The organism is Roseovarius sp. MMSF_3298 (assembly GCF_030733705.1).
Taxonomy (GTDB): Bacteria; Pseudomonadota; Alphaproteobacteria; order Rhodobacterales; family Rhodobacteraceae; genus Roseovarius; species Roseovarius confluentis.
This window is the reverse complement of the sequence record NZ_JASHIN010000012.1, coordinates 115,840-138,554: the sequence shown is the minus strand read 5'-3', so window position 1 is coordinate 138,554 and position 22,715 is coordinate 115,840. Positions and strand designations below refer to the sequence as shown.

24 protein-coding genes are annotated in these 22,715 nt (G+C 62.7%); 20 read left to right on the top strand and 4 right to left on the bottom strand.

Annotated features, from left to right (window positions below):
* The 5 genes from RBB18_RS12680 to RBB18_RS12660 form a co-directional block, all read left to right on the top strand.
* Positions 1-135, top strand: a 135-nt coding sequence (locus tag RBB18_RS12680; RefSeq protein WP_306111058.1) for a formate--tetrahydrofolate ligase, incomplete at its 5' end; no start/stop codon positions are given.
* Between the two features lie 3 nt (positions 136-138).
* The gene (locus RBB18_RS12675) at positions 139-1,011 is read left to right on the top strand and encodes a universal stress protein (RefSeq protein ID WP_103761928.1); all 873 of its coding nucleotides are present in this window, start codon (positions 139-141) and stop codon (positions 1,009-1,011) included.
* A gap of 120 nt (positions 1,012-1,131) precedes the next feature.
* Positions 1,132-2,115: a tripartite tricarboxylate transporter substrate binding protein gene (locus RBB18_RS12670; RefSeq protein WP_103761929.1), complete on the top strand. Its 984-nt coding sequence runs from the start codon at positions 1,132-1,134 to the stop codon at positions 2,113-2,115.
* A gap of 138 nt (positions 2,116-2,253) precedes the next feature.
* Complete coding sequence (locus RBB18_RS12665) at positions 2,254-2,781, top strand: tripartite tricarboxylate transporter TctB family protein (protein ID WP_103761930.1); 528 nt, start codon at positions 2,254-2,256, stop codon at positions 2,779-2,781.
* A 78-nt stretch (positions 2,782-2,859) separates the two neighbouring features.
* The gene (locus tag RBB18_RS12660; RefSeq protein ID WP_371931647.1) at positions 2,860-4,317 is read left to right on the top strand and encodes a tripartite tricarboxylate transporter permease; all 1,458 of its coding nucleotides are present in this window, start codon (positions 2,860-2,862) and stop codon (positions 4,315-4,317) included.
* A 74-nt stretch (positions 4,318-4,391) separates the two neighbouring features.
* On the opposite strand, the gene RBB18_RS12655 is transcribed toward RBB18_RS12660, so the two are convergent.
* Positions 4,392-5,798, bottom strand: coding sequence for a short-chain fatty acyl-CoA regulator family protein (locus RBB18_RS12655; RefSeq protein WP_274594488.1), 1,407 nt, complete (start codon positions 5,796-5,798; stop codon positions 4,392-4,394).
* A 127-nt stretch (positions 5,799-5,925) separates the two neighbouring features.
* On the opposite strand from RBB18_RS12655, the gene RBB18_RS12650 reads away from it, so the two are divergent.
* From RBB18_RS12650 to RBB18_RS12625, 6 genes are all read left to right on the top strand, one after another.
* Positions 5,926-6,981, top strand: a complete 1,056-nt coding sequence (locus RBB18_RS12650) for a ketopantoate reductase family protein (RefSeq protein WP_103761933.1) — start codon at positions 5,926-5,928, stop codon at positions 6,979-6,981.
* 371 nt (positions 6,982-7,352) lie between these two features.
* A complete protein-coding gene (eutB, locus tag RBB18_RS12645; RefSeq protein WP_103761934.1) occupies positions 7,353-8,360 on the top strand; it encodes a hydroxyectoine utilization dehydratase EutB in 1,008 nt (335 codons plus the stop codon).
* Complete coding sequence (locus tag RBB18_RS12640) at positions 8,350-9,336, top strand: cyclodeaminase (RefSeq protein WP_306111054.1); 987 nt, start codon at positions 8,350-8,352, stop codon at positions 9,334-9,336. The genes eutB and RBB18_RS12640 overlap by 11 nt, the downstream gene beginning before the upstream one ends.
* 7 nt (positions 9,337-9,343) lie before the next feature.
* Positions 9,344-9,826: an Lrp/AsnC family transcriptional regulator gene (locus RBB18_RS12635; RefSeq protein ID WP_274594485.1), complete on the top strand. Its 483-nt coding sequence runs from the start codon at positions 9,344-9,346 to the stop codon at positions 9,824-9,826.
* A gap of 112 nt (positions 9,827-9,938) precedes the next feature.
* Positions 9,939-11,405, top strand: coding sequence for an NAD-dependent succinate-semialdehyde dehydrogenase (locus RBB18_RS12630; protein ID WP_103761937.1), 1,467 nt, complete (start codon positions 9,939-9,941; stop codon positions 11,403-11,405).
* 11 nt (positions 11,406-11,416) lie between these two features.
* Positions 11,417-12,787, top strand: coding sequence for an aspartate aminotransferase family protein (locus RBB18_RS12625; RefSeq protein ID WP_103761938.1), 1,371 nt, complete (start codon positions 11,417-11,419; stop codon positions 12,785-12,787).
* A 102-nt stretch (positions 12,788-12,889) separates the two neighbouring features.
* On the opposite strand, the gene RBB18_RS12620 is transcribed toward RBB18_RS12625, so the two are convergent.
* The 3 genes from RBB18_RS12620 to RBB18_RS12610 are packed head-to-tail and all read right to left on the bottom strand — an operon-like array spanning position 12,890 to position 14,691.
* Positions 12,890-13,945: a YeeE/YedE family protein gene (locus tag RBB18_RS12620; protein ID WP_103761939.1), complete on the bottom strand. Its 1,056-nt coding sequence runs from the start codon at positions 13,943-13,945 to the stop codon at positions 12,890-12,892.
* 42 nt (positions 13,946-13,987) lie between these two features.
* On the bottom strand, positions 13,988-14,368 hold the full coding sequence (locus RBB18_RS12615; protein WP_371931646.1) for an ArsR/SmtB family transcription factor: 381 nt from the start codon (positions 14,366-14,368) through the stop codon (positions 13,988-13,990).
* Between the two features lie 8 nt (positions 14,369-14,376).
* Positions 14,377-14,691 (bottom strand): hypothetical protein, encoded by a 315-nt coding sequence (locus tag RBB18_RS12610; protein ID WP_103762464.1) that lies wholly within the window; start codon positions 14,689-14,691, stop codon positions 14,377-14,379.
* Positions 14,692-14,826: 135 nt separating this feature from the next.
* Here RBB18_RS12610 and RBB18_RS12605 point away from each other — a divergent pair, with 135 nt between their 5' ends.
* From RBB18_RS12605 to RBB18_RS12565, 9 genes are all read left to right on the top strand, one after another.
* Positions 14,827-15,567, top strand: a complete 741-nt coding sequence (locus tag RBB18_RS12605) for a cytochrome c biogenesis CcdA family protein (protein ID WP_306111053.1) — start codon at positions 14,827-14,829, stop codon at positions 15,565-15,567.
* An 18-nt stretch (positions 15,568-15,585) separates the two neighbouring features.
* Complete coding sequence (locus tag RBB18_RS12600; RefSeq protein WP_274594482.1) at positions 15,586-16,137, top strand: thioredoxin family protein; 552 nt, start codon at positions 15,586-15,588, stop codon at positions 16,135-16,137.
* A gap of 140 nt (positions 16,138-16,277) precedes the next feature.
* Complete coding sequence (soxX, locus tag RBB18_RS12595) at positions 16,278-16,751, top strand: sulfur oxidation c-type cytochrome SoxX (RefSeq protein ID WP_306111052.1); 474 nt, start codon at positions 16,278-16,280, stop codon at positions 16,749-16,751.
* A gap of 20 nt (positions 16,752-16,771) precedes the next feature.
* The gene (soxY, locus tag RBB18_RS12590) at positions 16,772-17,194 is read left to right on the top strand and encodes a thiosulfate oxidation carrier protein SoxY (RefSeq protein ID WP_103761943.1); all 423 of its coding nucleotides are present in this window, start codon (positions 16,772-16,774) and stop codon (positions 17,192-17,194) included.
* Positions 17,195-17,217: 23 nt separating this feature from the next.
* Positions 17,218-17,547, top strand: a complete 330-nt coding sequence (gene soxZ, locus RBB18_RS12585; RefSeq protein WP_103761944.1) for a thiosulfate oxidation carrier complex protein SoxZ — start codon at positions 17,218-17,220, stop codon at positions 17,545-17,547.
* Positions 17,548-17,609: 62 nt separating this feature from the next.
* A complete protein-coding gene (soxA, locus tag RBB18_RS12580; protein ID WP_103761945.1) occupies positions 17,610-18,434 on the top strand; it encodes a sulfur oxidation c-type cytochrome SoxA in 825 nt (274 codons plus the stop codon).
* A gap of 90 nt (positions 18,435-18,524) precedes the next feature.
* The gene (gene soxB, locus RBB18_RS12575) at positions 18,525-20,222 is read left to right on the top strand and encodes a thiosulfohydrolase SoxB (protein ID WP_306111051.1); all 1,698 of its coding nucleotides are present in this window, start codon (positions 18,525-18,527) and stop codon (positions 20,220-20,222) included.
* A 25-nt stretch (positions 20,223-20,247) separates the two neighbouring features.
* Positions 20,248-21,522 carry a sulfite dehydrogenase gene (gene soxC, locus RBB18_RS12570; RefSeq protein WP_103761947.1) on the top strand — a complete coding sequence of 425 codons (1,275 nt, stop codon included), beginning with the start codon at positions 20,248-20,250 and terminating at the stop codon, positions 21,520-21,522.
* Positions 21,506-22,711, top strand: coding sequence for a c-type cytochrome (locus RBB18_RS12565; RefSeq protein ID WP_306111050.1), 1,206 nt, complete (start codon positions 21,506-21,508; stop codon positions 22,709-22,711). The genes soxC and RBB18_RS12565 overlap by 17 nt, the downstream gene beginning before the upstream one ends.
* The last annotated feature ends 4 nt before the right edge of the window (positions 22,712-22,715 follow it).

Below are 22,715 nucleotides of genomic sequence, written 5' to 3'. Positions count from 1 at the left end.
GTGCGCCTGTCGGCCGGCGCGGGCTTCGTCGTCGTCGTCTGCGGCGAGATCATGACCATGCCGGGCCTGCCCAGCCGTCCCGCGTCCGAATCCATCCGCCTGAACGACCAGGGCGAAATCGAAGGATTGTTCTAAGCCATGGCTTACGACTCCATCCACAGCATCATGCTTCCGGTGCGGGGCGACGGCAAAGGCGACAACGTCTTTGCCCACGCCGCCGCCCTGGCGCGGCGCTTCGGTGCCCGGGTCCGCGTGGTGCATTGTCATCCGAAAACCGAGGACATGATGCCGTACGGCGTCGTGATCCCGACCATGCTGCGCCGCCAGATCGAGGATGCGGCGCATGCCAATGCCGACGTGACCCGCGACCAGCTCTACGGTGAGTTCGAGAAGCAAGCCAAGAAACTCGGGCTCGAGATCGCTGATCACGAGATGGACAAGCCGACGACGCGGTTCATCGAATACGAGGGCAAACAGGTCGATGCGGTGCAAAGATACGGTCGCCTGTGCGACATTGTCTGCGTGGCCAAGCCGGACCAGGAGATGAACCTCGGGGTCAACACGCTGAAATCGGCGCTGTTTTCGTCGGGTCGCCCGGTGATGATGTGCCCCGATAACGACGTGTCGGACGCGGATTTCGCGGATCACGTGGCCATCGGCTGGAACGGGTCGCTCGAGGCGACGCGGGCCGTGGCCATGGCGATGCCGCTGATTTCCAGCGCCAAGAAGGTCACGATCCTGCACACCGGTGACAGCCCCAAGGACGAACATCCCGGGGCGGATCAGTTGCAGCGCTATCTCGAACTGCGCGGCGTTGCGTCCGAGATCCGGATGTTCAAGGCGGAGGGGCGCAACGTGGGCCGGCAGCTTCTGTCGGAAACCCGCGCGGCGGGCGCCGGCATGCTGATCATCGGCGCCTATCACGACAGTTACGAACGGGAATCCCTGTTCGGTGGCAACTCGCAAGTCGTTGTCGCCGAGGCGGATTTTCCCGTCGTCATGGTTCATTGAGGAGAGAAGGGAGGACAGGCGAAGACTGACTGCAGTACCAAGAATGGGGCAGGCGCCAACCATATCAAGAAACAGCGCGCACCAGCCTCGACACACATGGAGACCATAGGGAGGATAACCATGAATACGTTTAAACTACTCGTTGCGAGTGCATCGGCTCTGGCATTGACGGCGCCGGCGGCGCTGGCGGAATGGCAGCCGAAAAAACCGGTCGAGTTCATCATCATGGCCGGCACCGGCGGTGGCGCGGACCAGATCGCACGCCTGCTGCAAGGCCTGATCCAGAAGAAGGACCTGAGCCCGCGGCCGTTCATCCCGATCAACAAGCCGGGCGGGTCGGGCGCCGAGGCGCTGCGCTACATGCAGGACAAGACGGGCGACAACCACACCGTCATGATGACGCTGAACAGCTTCTACACCACGCCGATCATCCAGGAGGACCTGGGCATCGACGTGACCGAGTTCACGCCGATCGGCCTGATGGCGATGGACACGTTCCTGCTGTGGGTCAACACCGACCGCGAGGACATCACCGATCTCGACAGCTTCAACGCGGCCGTGTCCGAAGCGGGCAAGGACTGGAAAGTCGGCGGCACCGGGTCGGGCCAGGAAGACAGCGTTCTGACCGCGATGATGGAAGCCGAGTTCGGCTATGACGTGACCTACATCCCGTTCCCGGGCGGTGGCACGGTGGCCAAGAACCTCGTGGGCAACCAGATCGACAGCACGGTGAACAACCCCGCCGAGCAGATGGAGTTCTGGCGCGCGGGCAACACCAAGCCGCTCGTGCAGTTCTCGGCCGAGCGGATGGCTGCCTTCCCGGACGTGCCGACGGCCAAGGAGCTGGGCGTGGAGATCGAGTACTACATGCAGCGCTCGGTCAACGGCCCGCCGGACATGGATCCGGAAGCGGTGGAATGGTACGTGAACCTGTTCCAGGAGCTGTTCGACAGCGAGGAATGGCAGGCGTTCTGCAAGTCCGATGGTTTGACCTGCGAGACGATGATGAAAGGCGAGGACCTTGCCACGTTCCACGCGAACCAGAAGGTCGCGCACGAGAAGCTGATCGAAAAGGTCGGCGCCGCGTCCATCACCGGCGAATAAGACAGTCCTGAAAACAGCGGGGTCCGGATGTACCGGGCCCTGCACCTGGATGCCTGACGATCCGGGCGCGGGCAGATTCGTCCGGCAGGGACACGCCCCCTCGAAAGATCGCAAACGATTTATACGGAGCCAAAGAGAATGACGGTCCGGACAGCGGAACTTCTGATGGCCATCACGACACTGATAGTGTCGCTCGGCCTGATGCTAAACGTATACACAGACGACCTCAGTATCGGCTGGGTCAGGGGCAGAGGTCCCGGTGCAGGCATGTGGCCGTTCTGGTTGTCGGCGGGGATGGCCTTGGCTTCCGTCGCCACACTCGTGCGGTGGGCGCAGAAAAAGACGCCCGAGTCGCGCAGCACCGATCCCTACATCTCGAAAGACACGATTTTCCTCGTGTCGATCTCGGCGGGGTCGATCCTGGCACTGCTGATCATGATGACGTTCATCGGCACCTACCTGGCGCTGATCGTCTTTATGCTCTTCTTCGTGCGCTTCATGGGGCGGCATTCCTGGCCAATGACCCTGGCATTCGCAATCGGCACACCGATCTTCGTCTACCTGCTCTTCGAGGTGGCCCTGACGAAGTATTTGCCGAAGGGTCTGCCGATCTTCGAGGACGGTTTCCTCTGGATCGACAACTTCCGCTACGAATGGTTCTACTGAGAGGTCTGACGACAAATGGAAACGATACTTGTATCATTGACAGCAGGCCTTCTTGAGGCGTTTCAGCCCCTGAACCTGATGATGATTTTCGCGGGCTGCCTTGCGGGGCTGTTCGTGGGCTGTATGCCGGGCCTCGGCTCGGTCAACGGGGTGGCGATCCTGCTGCCCATCACCTTCCTGGTGCCGCCGACGACGGCGATCATCTTCCTTGCCGCGCTCTATTACGGGGCGATGTACGGGGGGGCGATCAGTTCGATCACCCTGGGCATTCCAGGGGCCTCGACGGCCGTGGCGACGGTGTTCGATGGGCGACCTATGGCCCAGGCCGGCAAGGCCGACCAGGCGCTCATGGCCGCGGCCATCGCGTCGTTCATCGGCGGCACGGTCTCGATCGTCCTCTTCACGCTTTTCGCGCCGCCTCTGGCTGCCTTCGCGCTGAAGTTCGGACCACAGGAGGAGTTCGCGCTGATGCTGTTGGCCTTCGCCACCTTCATCGGGCTGGGCGGGGACGACATACCCAAGACGATCTTCTCGATCCTTCTGGGCCTCGTGCTGGCCGCGGTCGGCTTCGACATCATCTCGGGCAGCCCGCGCCTGATCTTCTTCGACATGGTCGAATTCCAGCGCGGCATCGGCTTCCTCGTGCTGGCGATCGGCATCTACGGTGTGGGCGAGATGCTTTGGACGCTGGAATCCACCAGCGGCAAGGTCCAGATGCACAACGTCAAGATCTCGATGTCGCGGATGAAGGCCAACTTCAAGCAGATCCGGGAATACATCAACTCGACCTGGGTCGGCTCGTTCCTCGGCTTCTTCGTGGGCACGCTGCCCGCGGCGGGGGCCACCCCTGCGGCGCTGATGTCCTATGGTCTCAGCAAGACCTTCTCGAAGGATCCCGACAGCTTCGGCAAGGGTAACGTGGCCGGTGTGGCCGCGCCTGAATCGGCGAACAACGCGGCCTCGACGGGCTCGATGCTGCCGATGATCACGCTGGGCATTCCCGGCTCGCCCACCACGGCGATCCTGCTGGGCGGCATGATCATCTGGGGCTTGCGCCCCGGCCCGCTGTTGTTCACCGAGAGCCCGGATTTCGTCTGGGGCCTGATCGGCTCGATGTACGTGGCCAACGCGGTGACGGTGATCCTGAACATCGCGCTTATCCCGATCTTCATCCGGGTTCTTGCGATGCCGTTCACCCTGCTGACGCCGATCATCTTCACGCTCTGCGTGCTGGGGGTCTTCGCCACGACCGACCGGATGTTCGACACCTGGATCATGCTGATCATCGGCGTGGTGGGCTACCTGATGCGGAAGTTGAACTACCCGGTGGCGCCGGCGGTTCTGGCCATCGTTCTGGGGCCCTTGGCCGAACGGTCGCTGCGCCAGTCGCTGATCTCGGCTCAGGGTGACGCGACCACGTTCATCACCCGCCCGATCTCGCTGGTCTGCATCTGCCTTGCACTGGCGCTGGTCTTGTTCCCGGTCGTGCAGCGCATCATGCGCAAGCGCAAGAAGGCGGCGGAAAGCCAGGCCTGATACGGGCCACGCAGCTTACCGCGACGCCCAACGCCTGCCCCCTGATCTCCCGGGGGGCAGGCTTTTTTACGCCGTCAGCTTTCGTAGCGGGTGGAGCCGCGCCGGTTGGCGTCGATCGGCAGGTTGATGAACAACGGTTGGTGCGCGCGCTGCGAACAGGCCTGGCGCGGACAAAGCTGACAGTTGATGCCGATCGGCTGATAAAGCGTCGGATCGTCGATCTTGAAGCTGGCGGCATAGCGGAGGCGGTGCGCGTGCCGGGCCTCGCATCCCAGCGTCAGCGTCAGGCGCCGATCCTGGGTTTCCGCGCTGAACACGGGCCGGTGGACCGTCCGGCTGATCGAGAAGAACTGCTGCCCGTCCGGCATCTCGACGAATTGCGGAAAGATCACGCCGGGCACCGAAAAGGCGGCGTGCACGTTCCACACCGGGCAGGCCCCGCCATATTCCGCCAGATCGAACGACGTCGCATTGAACCGCTTGGTCACGTTGCCCGCACGGTCCAGCCGCAACAGGAAGAACGGTATCCCCTGCGCCTTGTCGCGCTGCATTGTCGTCAGGCGGTGGCAGACCTGCTCGAACGTCACGCCGAAGGCCAGCGCGATGCGGTCGATGTCATAGCCCGTCTCCTCGGCGGTCTTCAGGAACGGCTCGTAGGGCATCAGGAACGCGGCGGCGAAATAATTGCCAAGTTCGACCTCAAGCCGGGGCTGGACCCGTTCGGGGTCGGCCTGGGCGTTCCGGGCCATCTTGGCAATCATCCGGCCCTCTGTCAGGAAAGCCAGCACATGCGCCATCTGGAATGCGCGGTTCTCTGTATTGAGCGCTTGCGACAGATGCAGCGTGCGACTCTTCTCGTCGTAGATCCGAAGCGATTCGCCCATTTCTTCCAGCGGCCGGACCTCGGCGGACACACCGTGGTGTTTCCTGAGCCCCGCGCGCATGTCCACAAAGAGCGATTCGGGCGCGACCGGAATCTCGCGCCGGGCATTTTCGGCGGCCACCTCGAGCACGGCGAAATAATTGCTGTTCTTGCGAAAAAAATCGTGGATCGCGTTTTCGGGCGAGGCGTTCAGCATCTGTTCGTCCCGGCCATCCATCCCGCCGCGCATGATAAGTCTCAGCGCAGCGCGATGCGCCCGGTGCAGTTGCAGGAAATGATCGACAAGCGCAGGGGCGCGGTCGATCGCGCTGCGCAGCTCCTGCACGTCCGGCGGATCGCCTTCCAGCGTGGTGTCGCCGAAGGCGTTGCGCAGGTCGGCCAGCATATGGGCGCTATCGTCTTTTGTCAGTTCCTTGACGTCCACTTCGAACGTCTCGGAAATGGCCAGAAGCATTTTGACCGAGAGGCTTCTCTGGTTATTTTCCAAGAGGTTAACATAGGCCGGGCTGATCCCGATACGCTCGGCGACTTCTGCTTGGGTCATATCGCGAGCGATGCGCATCTGGCGCAGCTTTGGTCCGATGAAAGTCTTCGACATGGGGTTAACTTTACAAAATTACAGAATAGTGGAGTGTAAGTATTATCAATAACACATTTACACGAATTTTGTAGAAGAATCTGTTCACGCAATTATGTTGCGCAGTGAATAACAAGGAGATCGCATCATGGCTCGCAAGGTTCTTATTCTGGGCGCATCCTACGGCTCGCTGCTGGGCACGAAACTGCTGATGGCCGGCCAGGACGTCACGCTGGTCTGTCGCCAGGCGACGGCCGACATCATCAACGAGCACGGCACCGAAGTGCGCATCAAACTTCGCGACGAAGACGAGCACCGCGCGTTCAAATCCGGCGACCTGCCCGGCACGCTGGATGCAAAGGCACCCGGCGACGTGATCCCCGAAGACTATGACCTCGTGGCCCTCGCCATGTCCGAACCGCAATACGGCAACGACGAGATCTCGAAGCTGATGAAGCGGATTGCGGCGGCCGAGCGGCCCTGCATGTCGATCATGAACATGCCGCCGCTGCCGTATCTGAAGCGCATCGAAAAGCTGGATGCCGACGCGCTGCGGCCAGCATTCAACAGCATTGAGCCGTGGGAGGGTTTCAAGCCGGGCCTCGTCTCGCTTTGCAGCCCCGACCCGCAGGCGTTCCGCCCGCCCGAGGAGGGCCCCAACGTGCTGCACGTCGGTCTGCCCACCAACTTCAAGGCTGCACCTTTCGAAGACCCGGCGCATACCGCCATCGTGCGCGAGTTGGAGGAGAAGATCGAAGCGGTGCGCGTGGATGGTAAAGATGTGCCCGTCAAGCTTCGGCTGTTCGACTCGCTGTTCGTGCCGTTCGCGAAATGGGCCATGCTTCTGACCGGCAACTACCGTTGCGTTCAGCGCGACGGCGCGCGTCCCATCAAGGAAGCCGTGCACGGCGACCTCCTGGAGTCGCAGTCGATCTACAAAAAGGTATGCGACCTTGTCACGGCGCTTGGGGCAGACGAAGAGGATCAGGTTCCCTTCGAAAAATATGCGAATGCCGCGAACGGCCTCTTGAAGCCATCCTCCGCCGCGCGTGCCATCGAAAGCGGTGCCGAGGAGATCGAGCGCGTGGATCTGCTGGTCAAGCTGATTGCGGACCAGATGGGGCAGCCAATGGCAGAAGCCGACGAGACCGCCGAGATCATTGATACCCGGCTGGCGGAAAACCGGCGCAAGGCGGCCGCCTGACTTTCCCGAACTGAAGGCAACTGGACCGCCCCGTGATGTATGTCACCGGGGCGGTCTTGTTTTTGGGCCGGGTTCAGCCAGCCAGGACGGTGACGTGTCTTTTACGGACCCAACCTGAGCTGCAAGCCAATGGCCTTTCTGGTCGCAAAGCCAAAGGCGTTTGTCCGGTTCAAACCGATCGGTCTGTCCGTCACCCGTGCTCGGGCCGGCACCAACCGAAAGCGTGTAATCGCCCAGGGAATCCGCCCCACTGACCGCGCCGCGGCGCATTCCGGTTGCGTTTGACCCATCGCATCCCGCATCTTGTTCCAAAAGGGACCGGGTCTCAGCACTTCCGGGTCTGCAAAGCTAACAGCCAGAGGAGTTTCCACTTGGCATTTGCGTTGTCCAACATCCTTGCCGCGCGACGGACGATTGCGGGAATTGCCGACAACACCCCGTTCGTGCCGTCCCCCTTCATGACGCAGAAGTCGGGCGCGGAATTCCTGATGAAGCTCGAGAACATGCAGCCTATCGGCGCGTTCAAGCTGCGCGGCGCGGTGAACGCGGTGATGAACCTGCCGGAGGATGTTGAAGGCGTCACGTGCTGTTCGACCGGGAACCACGGGCGCGGCGTGGCCTATGCCGCCGCGCACCGCGGACTGCGCGCCGTGGTCTGCATGTCGAACCTGGTGCCGCAGGCCAAGGTGGACGGCATAAAGGCCCTGGGCGCCGAGGTGCGGACCTGCGGTAAAAGCCAGGACGACGCCTTGGCCGAAAGTCTGAGGCTGGTCGAGGCCGAGGGTCTGGTGGAAATTTCACCCTTCGACGATCCGCATGTCATCGCAGGGCAGGGGACCATCGGGCTGGAAATGTTGCAGGCGCGTCCCGATCTGGGCACGATCCTTGTGCCATTGTCAGGCGGCGGGTTGGCGGCGGGCGTTGCCGTCGCGGCAAAAACGATCAACCCGCAGATCAAGGTCATCGGCGTCAGCATGGATCGAGGCGCCGCCATGCATGCTTCCATTGCCGAGGGTCGGCCTGTCGAGGTCGAAGAGGTCGCAAGCCTCGCGGATAGCCTTGGAGGCGGGATCGGGATGAACAACAAGCTGTCTTTCGCCCTGTGCCGCGATTACCTCGATGACACCGTGCTGGTGACCGAGGAAGAGATCTATCACGCCATGCAGGTGCTGTTCTACGAGGACCGGATCGTGGCGGAAGGGGCGTGCGTTGTCGGAATCGCCGCGCTTCTGGCTGGCAAATTACCAGAGATGCCGGGGCCGATCGGTACGATTATCACGGGCCGCAACCTCGATATGGGAATGTTTCACCGAATCATGGCCGGTGAGGACATTCAGCTTGGCGACACGCTGGTGAAAGGGAACACCTATGTCACATGAAATCCAGATCGTGACCGAGGCCGAATTGCGCGCGGCGATCCGGCTTGACGTGGACATGGTCGATGTCATCGAACGCGCCTTCGCCGCGCTGGCGGGCGGCGATGTCGTGATGCCGCCAATCCTTTCCATGGACCTGCCGCAGGTCAACGCCGAAGTCGACGTGAAAACCGCGTATATCCCCGGCTTCGACGGTTTCGCCATCAAGGTCAGCCCCGGCTTTTTCGACAACCCGGCACTGGGTCTTGCCAGCCTTAACGGCCTGATGATCCTGTTTTCAGCCAAGACGGGCCTGGTCGAAGCGGTCTACCTGGACAACGGCTATCTGACCGACATCCGCACGGCGGCCGCGGGTGCGGTGGCCGCGTGGCACCTCGCCCCGGACACGATTGAGACAGCAGGCGTCATCGGAACCGGCGTGCAAGCGCGGCTTCAGATGCAGGCCGCACATCTGGTCCGTCCTTTCAAGCGTGTGCTCGTGCACGGGCGAGACGCCGACAAGGCCGCCGCCTGTGCCGAGGATCTTGCCGCGGCACTGGAAATCGAGGCTGAGGCCGTCACCGATCCCGCCGCGCTGGTGGCCGACAGCCAGCTTGTCGTCACCACCACGCCAGCGCGATCCCCGGTGCTGATGGCCGACTGGCTTCATCCCGGTCTTCACATCACCGCCATGGGCTCGGACCAGGAAGGCAAGAACGAGATCGACCCGCAGGCCATCGCGGCCGCGGACCTTTACGCCTGTGATCGGGTCAGCCAATGTGAAACCAGCGGCGAGCTGGAAGCCGCCCGGGCCGCGGGGGTTCTGACGGGCGCCACCCCGCCGGAGCTGGGAGACATCATTGCCGGCAAGGCCCGGGGCCGACAGTCGGCGCAGGACATCACCATCTGCGATCTCACCGGCACCGGGGCGCAGGATACCGCTATCGCCAGTCACGTCCGCGCGGCACTGCCCGATGCGGGCACGCGTATTCGGACCTGACCCGACCATGACACGGCTGGACGCGCGCGATATCGAGATCCTCAAGGTCCTGACCGAGGACGGACGGATCACGAAAGCCGCGCTTGCCGAGCGTGTGGGCTTGTCGGCCTCGCCGTGCTGGGAAAGACTGAAGCGGCTGGAAAAGGCGGGTCTGATAAGCGGCTACCGCGCCGAGATCGCTTTGCGGAAAATCGGCCCGCACGTAACGGTCTTCGTGGCCGTGGAGCTGACCGATCATACCGCCGCGACATTCCGCATTTTCGAGGATGCCGTGCAGCAGTATCCGCAGATCGTCGCCTGCTGGGGCATCGGCGGCGGCTATGATTACCTGATGCAGATCGTGACCCCCGACATCAATGCCTATCAGCGGCTTGTCGACCAGATGCTCAACGACCGGATCGGGATGGCGCGGTATTTCAGCTATGTCGTGACCAAGCCGGTCAAGGGCCTGACCGCCCCGCCCATCGACGTGATTCTGGGTGCGCAGTAGATTCTTCTGTGCCTGCTGCAATTTGCAGAAAAATCCACTTCCACGGCAGGTTCATTCAGGCTCACCCATTGCCCAAACCATATAAAACCTCCGCAAGTCAAAGGAGGACACAATGCCCGACACGTCTTTGCGCCTGATCGAAGACCTGCGCCTCGTGCGCAACTTTTCCTATGTTGGTGGCAAATGGGTCGCCGCCGCCGATGGCAGCACCCTGACCGTGACAGATCCCGCCGATGGCGCGGTCGTTGGCGAGGTTGCCAGCCTTTCTGCCGATGAAAGCGCCGAGGCCGTCACCGTCGCCCAGCACGCCTTTCCGAAGTGGTCGTCCATGCTGCCACAGGACCGCTCCGCGATCCTGCGCCGGTGGTTCGACCTGATCATCGAGAACCGAGAGGACCTCGCCAAGCTGATGGTCGCCGAACAGGGCAAACCCCTGTCCGAGGCGCGGGGCGAGATCGACTACGCCGCGTCCTTCGTCGAATTCTACGCTGAAGAGGCAAAGCGCCCCAACATCGAGGGCGTCACCAGCCATCTGAACACCGCCGAGGTCGAACTGTGGCTTGAACCCGTGGGCGTCGTGGCGCTGATCACGCCGTGGAACTTCCCCTCGGCCATGCTGACGCGCAAGGCCGCCGCGGCCCTTGCCGCCGGCTGCACCATCGTTGCGCACCCCAGCCATGAAACACCGTTCTCGGCGCTGGCACTGGCCGAATTGGCCGAACGCGCGGGCGTCGCGCCGGGGGTATTCAACGTCGTCACGGGCCGCGCCTCGACCGTGGTGCCGCCATGGACCGACGACTCGCGGGTGCGGGCCCTGTCCTTCACCGGCTCGACCGAGGTCGGGCGGCTGCTCTACCGCGCGTCGGCGGAAACCGTGAAGAAGCTGGTGATGGAACTGGGCGGACATGCCCCGGTGATCGTGTTCGACGATTGCGACCTCGATCATGCCGTCGCCGAGACCATCAAGGCCAAGTTCGCCACGTCCGGTCAGGACTGCCTGGGCGCGAACCGCATCTATGTCCAGCGCGGCATCTACGATGAATTCTGCACGCGTTTCACCAACGCGACACAGGCGCTGACGATTGGCGTCGGCATGGATGACTGCGATCTCGGCCCGCTGATGAACGAAGGCGCCGTCGCCAAGCAGGAGGCGCATGTCGCCGACGCCTTGGAAAAAGGCGCGAAACTGGCCTGCGGCGGCAAGCGTAATCCGCTCGGGCGGCTGTTCTACGACGCGACCGTGCTGACCGATGTTCCGGACGAGGCCGAGATCATGCGCGAGGAAACCTTTGGGCCCGTCGCGCCGATCACGCCGTTCGAGACCGAGGACGAAGCCATCCGCCGTGCCAACGACACTGAATACGGCCTTGTGGCTTACGTCCACGCCCACGACCCGCGCCGCATCTACCGGCTGAGCCGTGCGCTGCAGTTCGGCATGGTCGCGGTCAACCGCACCAAGGTCACCGGCGCGCCGATCCCGTTCGGCGGGGTCAAGCAATCCGGCCTTGGCCGCGAGGGCGCCCGAAAGGGCATGGAAGAGTTCATGGAAATCAAATACGTCTGCCGCGATTGGGGCTAAGGAGAGTACGAATGCTGAAGAACGATCAACTTGACCAGTGGGACCGCGAGAACTTTTTCCATCCCTCGACCCACCTGGCGGAATTCGCCCGGGGTGAGGCGCCGCAGCGCATCGTGACCGGTGGCTCCGGCTGTCATATCGAGGACCGCGACGGCAACCGTCTGCTCGACGCTTTTGCGGGGCTTTACTGCGTGAACGTCGGCTATGGCCGGCCCGAGATTGCCGACGCCATCGCCGAACAGGCCCGCGAGCTGGCCTATTACCACGCCTATGTCGGCCACGGCACCGAGGCGGCGATCACGCTCGCCAAGATGGTGCTGGACCGCGCGCCGGACCACATGTCGAAAGTCTATTTCGGCCTGTCGGGCTCGGACGCCAACGAGACCAACATCAAGCTGGTCTGGTACTACAACAACATCCGTGGGCTTCCGCAGAAGAAAAAGATCATCTCGCGCTGGCGCGGCTATCACGGCTCGGGCCTGATGACCGGCTCGCTGACCGGGCTGCACCTCTTTCACCAGAAGTTCGACCTGCCGCTGGCGCAGGTGCTGCACACCGAGGCGCCCTATTACTATCGCCGCGCCGATGTGAACCAGACCGAGGAACAGTTCGTCGCTCATTGCGTGGCCGAGCTGGAGGCGCTGATCGAACGCGAGGGGGCCGACACCATCGGCGCCTTCATCGGCGAGCCCGCGCTGGGTACCGGGGGCCTCGTGCCGCCGCCGGCAGGCTACTGGGCCGCGATCCAGGAAGTGCTGGCCAAGCACGACATCCTGCTGATCGCCGACGAGGTCGTCACCGGCTTTGGCCGCCTGGGCAGCATGATGGGCTCCGATCATTACGGCATCAAGCCCGACATCATCACCATCGCCAAGGGCCTGACCTCGGCTTATGCGCCCCTGTCCGGGTCCATCGTGTCCGACAAGGTCTGGAAAGTGCTGGAACAAGGCACGGATGAGAACGGCCCCATCGGCCACGGCTGGACCTACTCGGCGCACCCGATCGGGGCCGCCGCCGGTGTCGCCAACCTCAAGCTGATCGACGACCTGAAGCTCGTGCAAAACGCCGGCGAGGTTGGGGCCTACTTCAAGAAGGCGCTGACCGAGGCCGTGGGCGACCACGTTCACGTTGGCGAAGTGCGCGGCGAGGGCCTTCTCTGTGCTGTCGAGTTCGTCAAGGACCGCGATGACCGCGTGTTCTTCGACGCCTCCGAGAAGGTCGGCGCACGGCTGGCCGGTGAACTGGTCAAGGAAGGCGTGATTTCACGCGCCATGCCGCAGGGCGATATCCTTGGCTTTGCGCCGCCCTTCTGCATGACCCGCGAAGAGGCAGACGAAGTGGCCACCAAGCTGGGCAAGGTCGTGAAAAACGTGCTGGGCTGAGACCGTCCTGTCGCAATCAATCAAGGCCGCGCCATCCCGGCGCGGCCTTTTTTTGTCCGCCGGCTTGGTTGTTCCGCCGGCTTGGTTGTTCCGCCGGCTTGGTTATTCCGCCGGCGCGAACCCGGTGATCAGCTGTTTCAGCCCCAGCGCCGCCCCGGCGAAGATCGCGAGAAACGCCACCGGCGCGGAAAAGGCCAGCACCGAGAAGGCCGAAACCCCCTGTCCGATGCTGCACCCCACCGCCAAAATCGCACCCGGCCCCATCAACGCCGCACCGAAGATCTGCCGCTTCAATTCGCGCGGGTCCTCGCAGGCTTCCCAGCGGAAATGCCCCTTGAAGCAGGACCCGATGAAGGCCCCGATCACGACGCCCAGCACGGACCCCACGCTGAACGATAGGCTGTTGCCCGAGGCGGTCATCGCGTAATAGATCGTGTCTCCGATGGGCGCGGCAAAGGAATGGGTCTCGATCGGTTCGGCTTCGAACCCCGTCATGGCCACCCAGTAGGTGCCGACCCAGCCAAGCACGATGGCCATGCCCACCACGGCGGCCCAGAACACCATATTCAGCGAGCGCAGCATCCGGGCGCTGGCGAGGGAAAATACCAGGATGGTCCCGCCCAGAAGAAGACCGGTCAGCGCGGGGCCGATGCCCAAATGTACCTGCGCCAACTGGCTGAACCCCTGGGGCGATGTCGCACCTTCCTCGACAGTGAAAAGCCAGACGCGGAAATGGGCCAGCGGGCCGGACATCACCAGGTAGGCCGACAGCCCCATCACGATCACGATCACGAAAGAGCGCAGGTCGCCACCCCCCAGCCGCGCCAGCGCGCCGTAGCCGCAATTGCCCGACAGCGCCATGCCATAGCCGAACATCAGCCCGCCGACGATGGTGCCCAAAGGGTTCCAGACCCTATCGAGATACGCGGTGGCGGTTCCGTCCATCAAGCCGCCGGCCATGGCGAAATGCGTGCCCATGATGGCCACGCCGATTGCGATGCCCCACATGCGGATCCGACGATCATCCGAGGAATAGAGCACGTCCTCGATCGCGCCGAGCGTGCAGAATCTCCCCAGCCGCGCGGCCAGCCCCAAGGCCAGGCCACCCAACAGCCCGATCAAGGCTGCGCTATTGGCTTCGCCCAGAACGTCCAGCATTTTGGTTCCCGTTAAACGACCGGAACCTCTCCTCAATCCCGGTCAGTCTTCCCTGCAAAAGAGGTCATAGACGACCTCCATGATTTGCCGCGGCCTGTCGTCTGTCAAGCTATAGTAGATTGCCTTGCCATCTCGCCGCGGGGTCACCAGACCCTCCAGTCGCAGGCGTGTCAGCTGCTGCGACACCGCCGCCTGGCGGGCCGACAGCAGGTCTTCCAGTTCCGTCACCGACTTCTCGCCAGAGGCAAGATGGCACAGGATCATCAGCCGCCCCTCGTGGCTGATCGCCTTCAGGAAGTTCGACGCGCGCTGGGCGTTTTTCATCATCTTTTCCATGTCCTCGGCGCGCATGTCGGCGTCGAGCACCGGCAACCGCGTTTCGGGCTCTGATGCGTCGGAAGAATTCTGGGGATCGAGTGTCATGGGGTTCTTCAGCCTGTTTTGTCGGGGTCGATGCGCGCCTCTTCCAGCATCATGCCAAGCAGACCCCAGAAGAAATCTTCTCCGGGGTATCCTTCGATCCGGCCCAGTTCGGCTCCGTCCCGGACCAGGATGAAGGTCGGCGTGAAGCGGACGCGCCGGTCGAATTCCACGTCCGGCGATTCGCTGTAAAGATCATAGCGGCGCAGTGGCGCGGCTTGTCCTTCGGGGGTCTTCGGATATTTCGCCGAAACCTCCTCGTTCCACTGGGCACACCAATAACACCCGTCTTCCTCGGCCATGAGCAGATAGGTCTCTGCCAGCATGGGCGCGGGAAGCCAGGTCAGGAAAACGAGCAGGAATGCTCTGATCGCTGCCACGTGAAACTCCGATTGACGGCTTGCTAAAACCGATCATAATCTAATATTCGAATATTTCAAGAGAATGCAACGGGTGAAGGCATGTTTGACGTAACGATCTACGGGGCATTGATCGCGGGGCTGTTGTCCTTCCTGTCGCCCTGCATCCTGCCGATCGTGCCGTTCTACCTCAGTTACCTTGCCGGTGTGGGCATGAACCAGATCACGGCAGAGGCCGAGATCTCGCGCGGGGTCCGCGTGCGCGCCTTCCTCGCGGCGTGTTTCTTCGCGCTTGGCGTGATCACCGTCTTCGTCGGGCTGGGGGCCTCCGCCACCGCCTTCGGCCAGCTGGTGCAGGAGTATTTCGACATCCTGCGCTGGGTCGCCGCGGCGATCATCATCGCGATGGGCCTGCATTTCCTCGGCGTGGTTCGCATCGGCATCCTCTACCGCCAGTTCCGGGCGGATGCCGGCGATACCAGCAATGTCGGCCTTGCTGGCGCCTTCGTGATCGGCCTTGCCTTCGCTTTCGGCTGGACGCCCTGCGTCGGGCCGGTGCTGGCGGCGATCCTGTTCACGGCGGCGGGGCAGGACTCCACGGCGCAGGGCGCCACGCTTCTTTTCGTCTACGGCCTCGGCATGACGCTGCCCTTCATCGCGGCGGCGCTGTTCATCGGGCCATTCATGCGGTTCATGGCGCGGTTCCGCCGCCACCTCGGCCTTGTCGAAAAGATCATGGGCGCGCTGCTTATCCTGTTCGGCGTCCTGATCGCGACCAACTCGGTGAACATCATCGCCCAGTGGATGCTTGAAAATGTCCCCTGGTTCAGCACAATCGGATAAATCACAGGACACAGTCAGATGACCAGAATTTTAGCTTTCATAATAGCCACGCTGATCGCGCTGCCGGTCTTCGCGGCGGAGTTGGGTGACGACGGCCTGCACAAGGCCCCGTGGATGCGCGACACCTTCAAGGATCTTGGCGACGACCTCGAAGAGGCCACCGCCGAGGGCAAGCGACTGCTTGTCCTGATCGAACAGCGCGGTTGCATCTACTGCACCAAGATGCACGAGGAAGTGTTCGTCGTCCCCGAGATCGAGCAGTTCATCGAGGAGAACTATTTCGTGGTGCAGATCAACATGTTCGGCGATGTCGAAGTGACCGATTTCGACGGCGAGGCGATGGCCGAGAAAGATGCCGTGCGCCGCTGGAACGCCATGTTCACGCCGACGATGATGTTCTTCCCGGAGGAATCCGAAGGCGAGCTGCCTGCCGACGAGCTGGCGGTTGTCACCATGCCCGGCGCGTTCGAGAAGGGAACCACGCTGAACCTGCTGCGCTGGGTCGTCGAAAAGGGCTATGAAGGTGACGAGCCGTTTCAGAAATACCTTGCGCGCAAGTTGGCCGAATGAATTTACGCTGCACAAGCAAGGTGATCCGCCTCATTTTCTACGAACGCAAACAAATTTAAAAATTCGCTTAATTGAATTTGTTGTTGCGTGAATCGCTTTTGTGTGTGCAAGTATACAGTAACTGTCATACGGGAGGGCACATGACACGTCTAACTGCTTTTGTATCCGCGGCCGCGCTATTCGCGACCGTTGCGGCTGCGGAAACCATCGCACCGCAAGACGTCGAATACGTCGATGGTGCGGTTGAAACTTCGCTGACCGGCCAGCCCGGTGACCCCGAGGCGGGCGCCGTGCTGATGAACAAGGGGGCGGGCAACTGCATCGCCTGCCACATGATCTCTGATCAGTCGCATCTTCAGTTTCACGGCGAAATCGGCCCGCCGCTCGATGGTGTCGCCGACCGCTGGAGCGAGGCCGAGATCCGCGGTATCGTGGCCAACGCCAAGGTCATGTTCGAGGGCACGATGATGCCGGCCTTCTACAAGGTCGATGGCTTCACGCGCCTGGGCGACGCCTATACCGGCGAAGCGCACGAAGGTGAGGTCGAGCCGCTGCTGACCGGCCAGCAAATCGAAGACGTCGTCGCCTACCTGATGACGCTCAAATACGAATAACTCAGATTCTGGAGGACAAGATGGAACTGAATCGCCGAAAGATGCTGGTGCTTGGCACCGCAGGCGCAGCCGTGACGGCCTTCGGCGCGCTGCCGGCCTTCGCGTCGGCCACCGAAGACGCAATCGCGAAGTTCACCGGCGGCGCCGATGTGGGCGAGGGTGGTGTCGAACTGACCGCGCCTGAAATCGCCGAGAACGGCAACACCGTGCCGATCGAGGTCAGCGCCCCGGGTGCGGTGGCGATCTCGATCTTCGCCGATGGCAACCCGACGCCGCCCGTGGCGACGTTCAAGTTCGGCCCGCTGGCCGCGTCGCAATTCGCGTCGACCCGTATCCGCCTTGCCGGCACGCAGAACGTCATCGCCGTCGCCCAGATGGAAGATGGCTCGTTCAAGCAGGCATCGGCAAACGTCAAAGTCACCATCGGCGGCTGCGGCGGCTGAGTAGAGGACAAGGAGATTAGAACATGGCCGAAGGTGTAAAACCCCGCGTCAAGGTCCCGAGCAAGGCAAGCGCCGGTGATACGATCACCATCAAGACGCTAATCAGCCACCAGATGGAAAGCGGTCAGCGCAAGGATGATGACGGCAACACCATCCCGCGCTCGATCATCAACCGCTTCGTTGTCGACTTCAACGGCGAGAACGTGATCGACGTGGCGATGGAGCCGGCGATCTCGACCAACCCCTTCTTCGAGTTCGAGGCGACCGTGCCCGAAACCGGTGACTTCAAGTTCACCTGGTACGACGATGACGGGTCCGTCTACGAAGAGACCAAGACGGTTACGGTCGGATAAGGCGCCCCGGCGTCAGGGAGGATAACATGACAAGAACGACTGTAACGGGTGGACGTTTGATCATGGCAGCAGCCGCCAGCGTGTTCGCGCTGGCTGCCTATGCCGGGCCCGACGATGACGAACTGGTCGTCAACGGCGATATCGAGATGGTCACCAAGACCGATGCGCCCGATCATATGGATGCCATCGACACGATCTATTCGGGCTGGCGGTTCCGCTCGGACGAAACGCAGGCGGTGCAAGCGGACGATTTCGACAACCCGGCGATGCTCTGGGTGGAACAGGCCGCCGAGGTCTGGAACACCGCGGAAGGGTCCGAGGGCAAGTCCTGCGCGTCGTGCCACAACGAGGTCGACAGCATGGCTGGCGTCAAGGCGGTCTATCCCAAGTGGAACGAGGATGCCGGCGAAGTCCGCACGATCGAGATGCAGGTCAACGACTGCCGCGAGAACCGTATGGGCGCCGAGCCGTGGAAATATGCCGGCGGCGACATGACCAACATGTCAGCCCTTCTGGCGTCGGTGTCGCGCGGCATGCCCGTGAACGTGGCCATCGACGGTCCCGCCCAGTCCACCTGGGAAAAGGGCAAGGAGATCTACTATACCCGGTTCGGCCAGCTAGAACTCAGCTGCGCCAACTGCCACGAGGACAACTGGGGCAACATGATCCGCGCGGACCATCTCAGCCAGGGTCAGATCAACGGCTTTCCGACCTACCGTTTGAAGAACACCAAGCTGAACGCCGTGCAGTCCCGATTCAAGGGCTGCATCCGCGACACCCGGGCACACACCTTCTCGCCCGGCAGCCCGGAATTCGTGGCGCTCGAGCTTTATGTCGCCTCGCGCGGCAACGGCCTCAGCGTCGAAGGACCTTCGGTCCGCAACTAGACTCAATTCAAGGCTCCGTCATAACGGCGGGGCCTTTTTCATTCGCGCTATATTCAAATATGCGCATATGTCTCAAAGGGTGAGCTACACATGATTTCGCGCAGGGATTTTCTACAGGTCGGCATGGCGGCATCGGCCTTGGTCGGGGCCTCGGGCTTCGGCAACTGGGCCAAGCTGGCCGCACAACAATCACTGACCCAGGACCAGCTCTTGCAGTTCGACACGTTCGGCAACGTGTCCCTGATCCACGTCACCGACATCCACGCGCAACTGAAGCCGATCTATTTCCGCGAACCTTCGGTCAATATCGGCGTGGGCGAGAACAAGGGCGAGGTGCCGCATGTCACCGGCGCCGATTTCCGCCGCCTTTACGGGATCGAGGATGGCAGCCCCAGCCACTATGCGCTCAGCAGCGGCGACTTCACGTCGCTCGCCCGTGAATACGGCCGCGTCGGCGGGCTCGACCGCGTCGCGACCGTCGTGAACGCCATTCGCGCCGACCGCCCCGACGCCATCCTGCTCGATGGTGGCGACACGTGGCACGGCTCCTACACCTGCTATCACACCCAGGGCCAGGACATGGTCAACGTGATGAACGCGCTCAAACCGGATGCGATGACATTCCACTGGGAATTCACGTTGGGGTCCGATCGCGTGGCCGAGCTCGTCTCCTCTCTCCCGTTTGCCGCGCTCGGCCAGAATATCTTCGACGCCGAGTGGGACGAACCCACCGATCTCTTCCCGCCCTACACGATGTTCGAACGCGGCGGCACCAAGATCGCGGTGATCGGCCAGGCCTTCCCCTACATGCCCATCGCCAACCCCGGCTGGATGTTCCCGGAATACGCCTTTGGCATCCGGGATGAGAACATGCAGGAAATCGTCGACCAGGTCCGCAACGAAGGCGCGGAATGCGTCGTCGTGCTCAGCCATAACGGCTTTGACGTGGACAAGAAGATGGCAACCGTGGTTAGCGGCATCGACGTGATCCTGTCGGGCCACACGCACGACGCGCTGCCGGAACCTGTCCTGTCGGGCGAGACGCTCATCATCGCCTCGGGCAGCAACGGCAAGTTCGTCAGCCGCGTCGACCTCGATATCCGCGACGGCCGGATGATGGGCTACCGCCACAAGCTGATCCCGATCTTCTCGGACGTGATCGAACCCGATGCCCAGATGACCGCGCTGATCGACGCTGAGCGCGCACCCTACGAGGACAAGCTGTCGGAGGTGATCGGCCAGACCGAGAGTCTGCTTTACCGTCGCGGCAACTTCAACGGCAGCTGGGACGACCTGATTTGCGACGCGCTTCTGTCCGAGCGCGATGCCGAAATCGCGCTCAGCCCCGGCGTCCGCTGGGGCCCGTCCCTGATCCCCGGCCAGGACATCACCCGCGAGGATATTTGGAACGTCACCTCCATGACCTATGGCGAGGCGTATCGCACCGAAATGACGGGTGAATTCCTCAAGGTCGTTCTGGAAGACGTGGCCGACAACATCTTCAACCCCGATCCCTATTACCAGCAGGGCGGCGACATGGTTCGCACCGGCGGTCTTGGTTACAGCATCGACGTCAGTGCGCCGCAGGGCGAGCGGATCAGCAACATGACCCTGCTCAGCAGCGGCGAGCCGATCGACCCCTCGCGCAACTACGTCATCGCGGGCTGGGCCTCGGTCAACGAGGGCACAGAAGGGCCGCAGATCTGGGACGTGGTCGAAAGCCACATCAGGAAAATGGGCACCGTCACGGTGCAGGAAAACGACAGCGTCGAAGTGACCGGCGTCTGAGCATTCATCAAGGGAGCGTTCAGCCATGAATGATCTTTTCAAATCACCGTCTCGCCGCGCCTTCCTGCGTGGCAGCGCGGCGGCGGTCGCAGGCTCCGTGGCCGGCGCGGCCTCGGCACAAGATCCCGATCCGCTGATCACCGAGGTTCAGGACTGGGCCGCGATCACCGGCGAGGGCGTCGACGAAACCCCCTATGGCCTGCCGATCCGGTTCGAGGACGACGTGGTGCGCCGCAACGTGCCGTGGCTGACCGCCGACCCGATCAGCTCGATCAACTTCACGCCGATCCACGCGCTGGACGGCACCATCACTCCGCAAGGCTGCGCGTTCGAGCGTCACCATTCCGGCGCTATCGAACTGGCCAAGGACGACTACCGCCTGATGATCAACGGCCTCGTGGATAAGCCCCTGGTCTTTCACTACGCCGATCTCGAGCGCTTCCCGCGCGAAAACCACGTCTATTTCTGTGAATGCGCGGCCAATACCGGCATGGAATGGGCGGGCGCACAGCTGAACGGCGTGCAGTTCACCCACGGCATGATCCACAACATGGAATATTCCGGCGTCACCCTGCGCACCCTGCTGGAAGAGGCGGGTCTCGATGCCGCCGGCGACCTTTCGGACAAGTGGGTCTATGTCGAAGGCGCCGACGCGTCCTCGAACGGTCGGTCCATTCCAATGGAAAAGGCTTTGGACGACTGCCTCGTCGCCTTCAAGGCCAATGGCGAGGCGCTGCGCAAGGAACACGGCTACCCGGTGCGCCTTGTCGTGCCGGGCTGGGAAGGCAACATGTGGGTCAAGTGGCTGCGCCGGATCGAGGTCATGGACGGCCCCGTGGAAAGCCGCGAGGAGACGTCGAAATACACCGACGTTCTGGCCGACGGCACGGCCCGCAAATGGACCTGGGTGATGGATGCCAAGTCGGTCATCACCTCCCCCAGCCCGCAATCGCCCATCAGCCACGGTCCTGGCCCGCTGGTCATCTCGGGCCTCGCCTGGTCTGGCCACGGCAAGATCACCCGTGTCGATGTCTCCCGCGATGGCGGCGTCACGTGGGAAACCGCCCGCCTCGGCACCCAGGGTGATGCCAAGGCGCTGACCCGCTTCTACCTCGACACCACCTGGGACGGCGGGGAAATGCTGCTCCAGGCCCGCGCGATGGACGAGACGGGCTATGTCCAGCCGACCAAGGCGCAACTCCGCGAGGTGCGCGGCGAAAACTCGATCTACCACAATAACTGCATCCAGACCTGGCACGTCAAAGCCAACGGGGAGGCCGAAAATGTCGAAGTTTCTTAAGATATTCGCACCCGCCGCCGGTGGCGCCGCGGGCGTCCTGACGATGGCCTACGTGCTGGCCGACCAGTTCGTCGTGGACATCCCCTCGATTGCCCCAGTGCTCGTGTCACAGGCCAATGCCGCCTCGACCGATGCGGCAAGCGACAGCACCACGGAAGAAACCCAAGCAGCCGCAACCGAAACACCCGAAGGCGGCTTTGGCCTGGGCCGGGAAGCACTGCCCGAGGAAATCGCCGCCTGGAACGTCGACGTGCGCCCCGGCGGCATCGGCCTGCCCGAAGGCCGCGGCGACGTGGAAACCGGCGAACAGGTCTTCGCCGAGGCCTGCGCCGTCTGTCACGGCGACTTCGCCGAGGGCGTCGGCAACTGGCCGGTGCTGGCGGGCGGCTTCGACACGCTCGACAACAAGGACCCTGTGAAAACCGTCGGCTCCTACTGGCCGTACCTGTCGACCGTCTGGGATTACGTGCACCGCTCAATGCCCTTCGGGAACGCGCAGTCGCTCAGCCCCGATGAGGTCTACGCGATCACCGCCTACATCCTCTATTCAAACTACCTGGTCGAAGACGATTTCGAGCTCAGCCACGAAAACTTCGCCGAGTTCGAGATGCCCAACGCGGATGGCTTCATCGTCGATGACCGTCCCGAAACCGAATACACCATCTGGCGTACCGAGCCCTGCATGGAAGGCTGCAAGGACAGCGTCGAGATCACCATGCGCGCCTCCGTCGTCGACGTGACGCCCGAGGAAGAAGCCGCCGCCGAACCCGCCGCCGAAGAAGCGGCGGAGGAGGTCGAGATGGCCGCCGCAGACCCCGAACCCACCGAGACGGCCGCGCCAGCGGCTGAGGCCTCCGCTGGCCCCGATCCCGAACTGGTGGCGGCGGGCGAAAAGGTCTTCCGCAAGTGCAAGGCCTGCCACATGGTGGGCGAAGGCGCCAAGAACCGCGTCGGTCCGGTGCTGAACGGCGTCATGGGCGCGACCATCGGCGGCCACGACGACTTCAAGTATTCCAGCGTTTTCGAGGAAGCCGCCGAAGCAGGCCGCAAATGGGACGAGGCCGCGATGGCCGAATTCCTTGCCGCGCCGAAAAGCTACATGAAAGGCACCAAGATGAGCTTTGCCGGTCTCAAGAAGGACGAGGATATCGAGGCGATCATCGCCTATCTGCAAAGCTTCGGAGACTGACCGC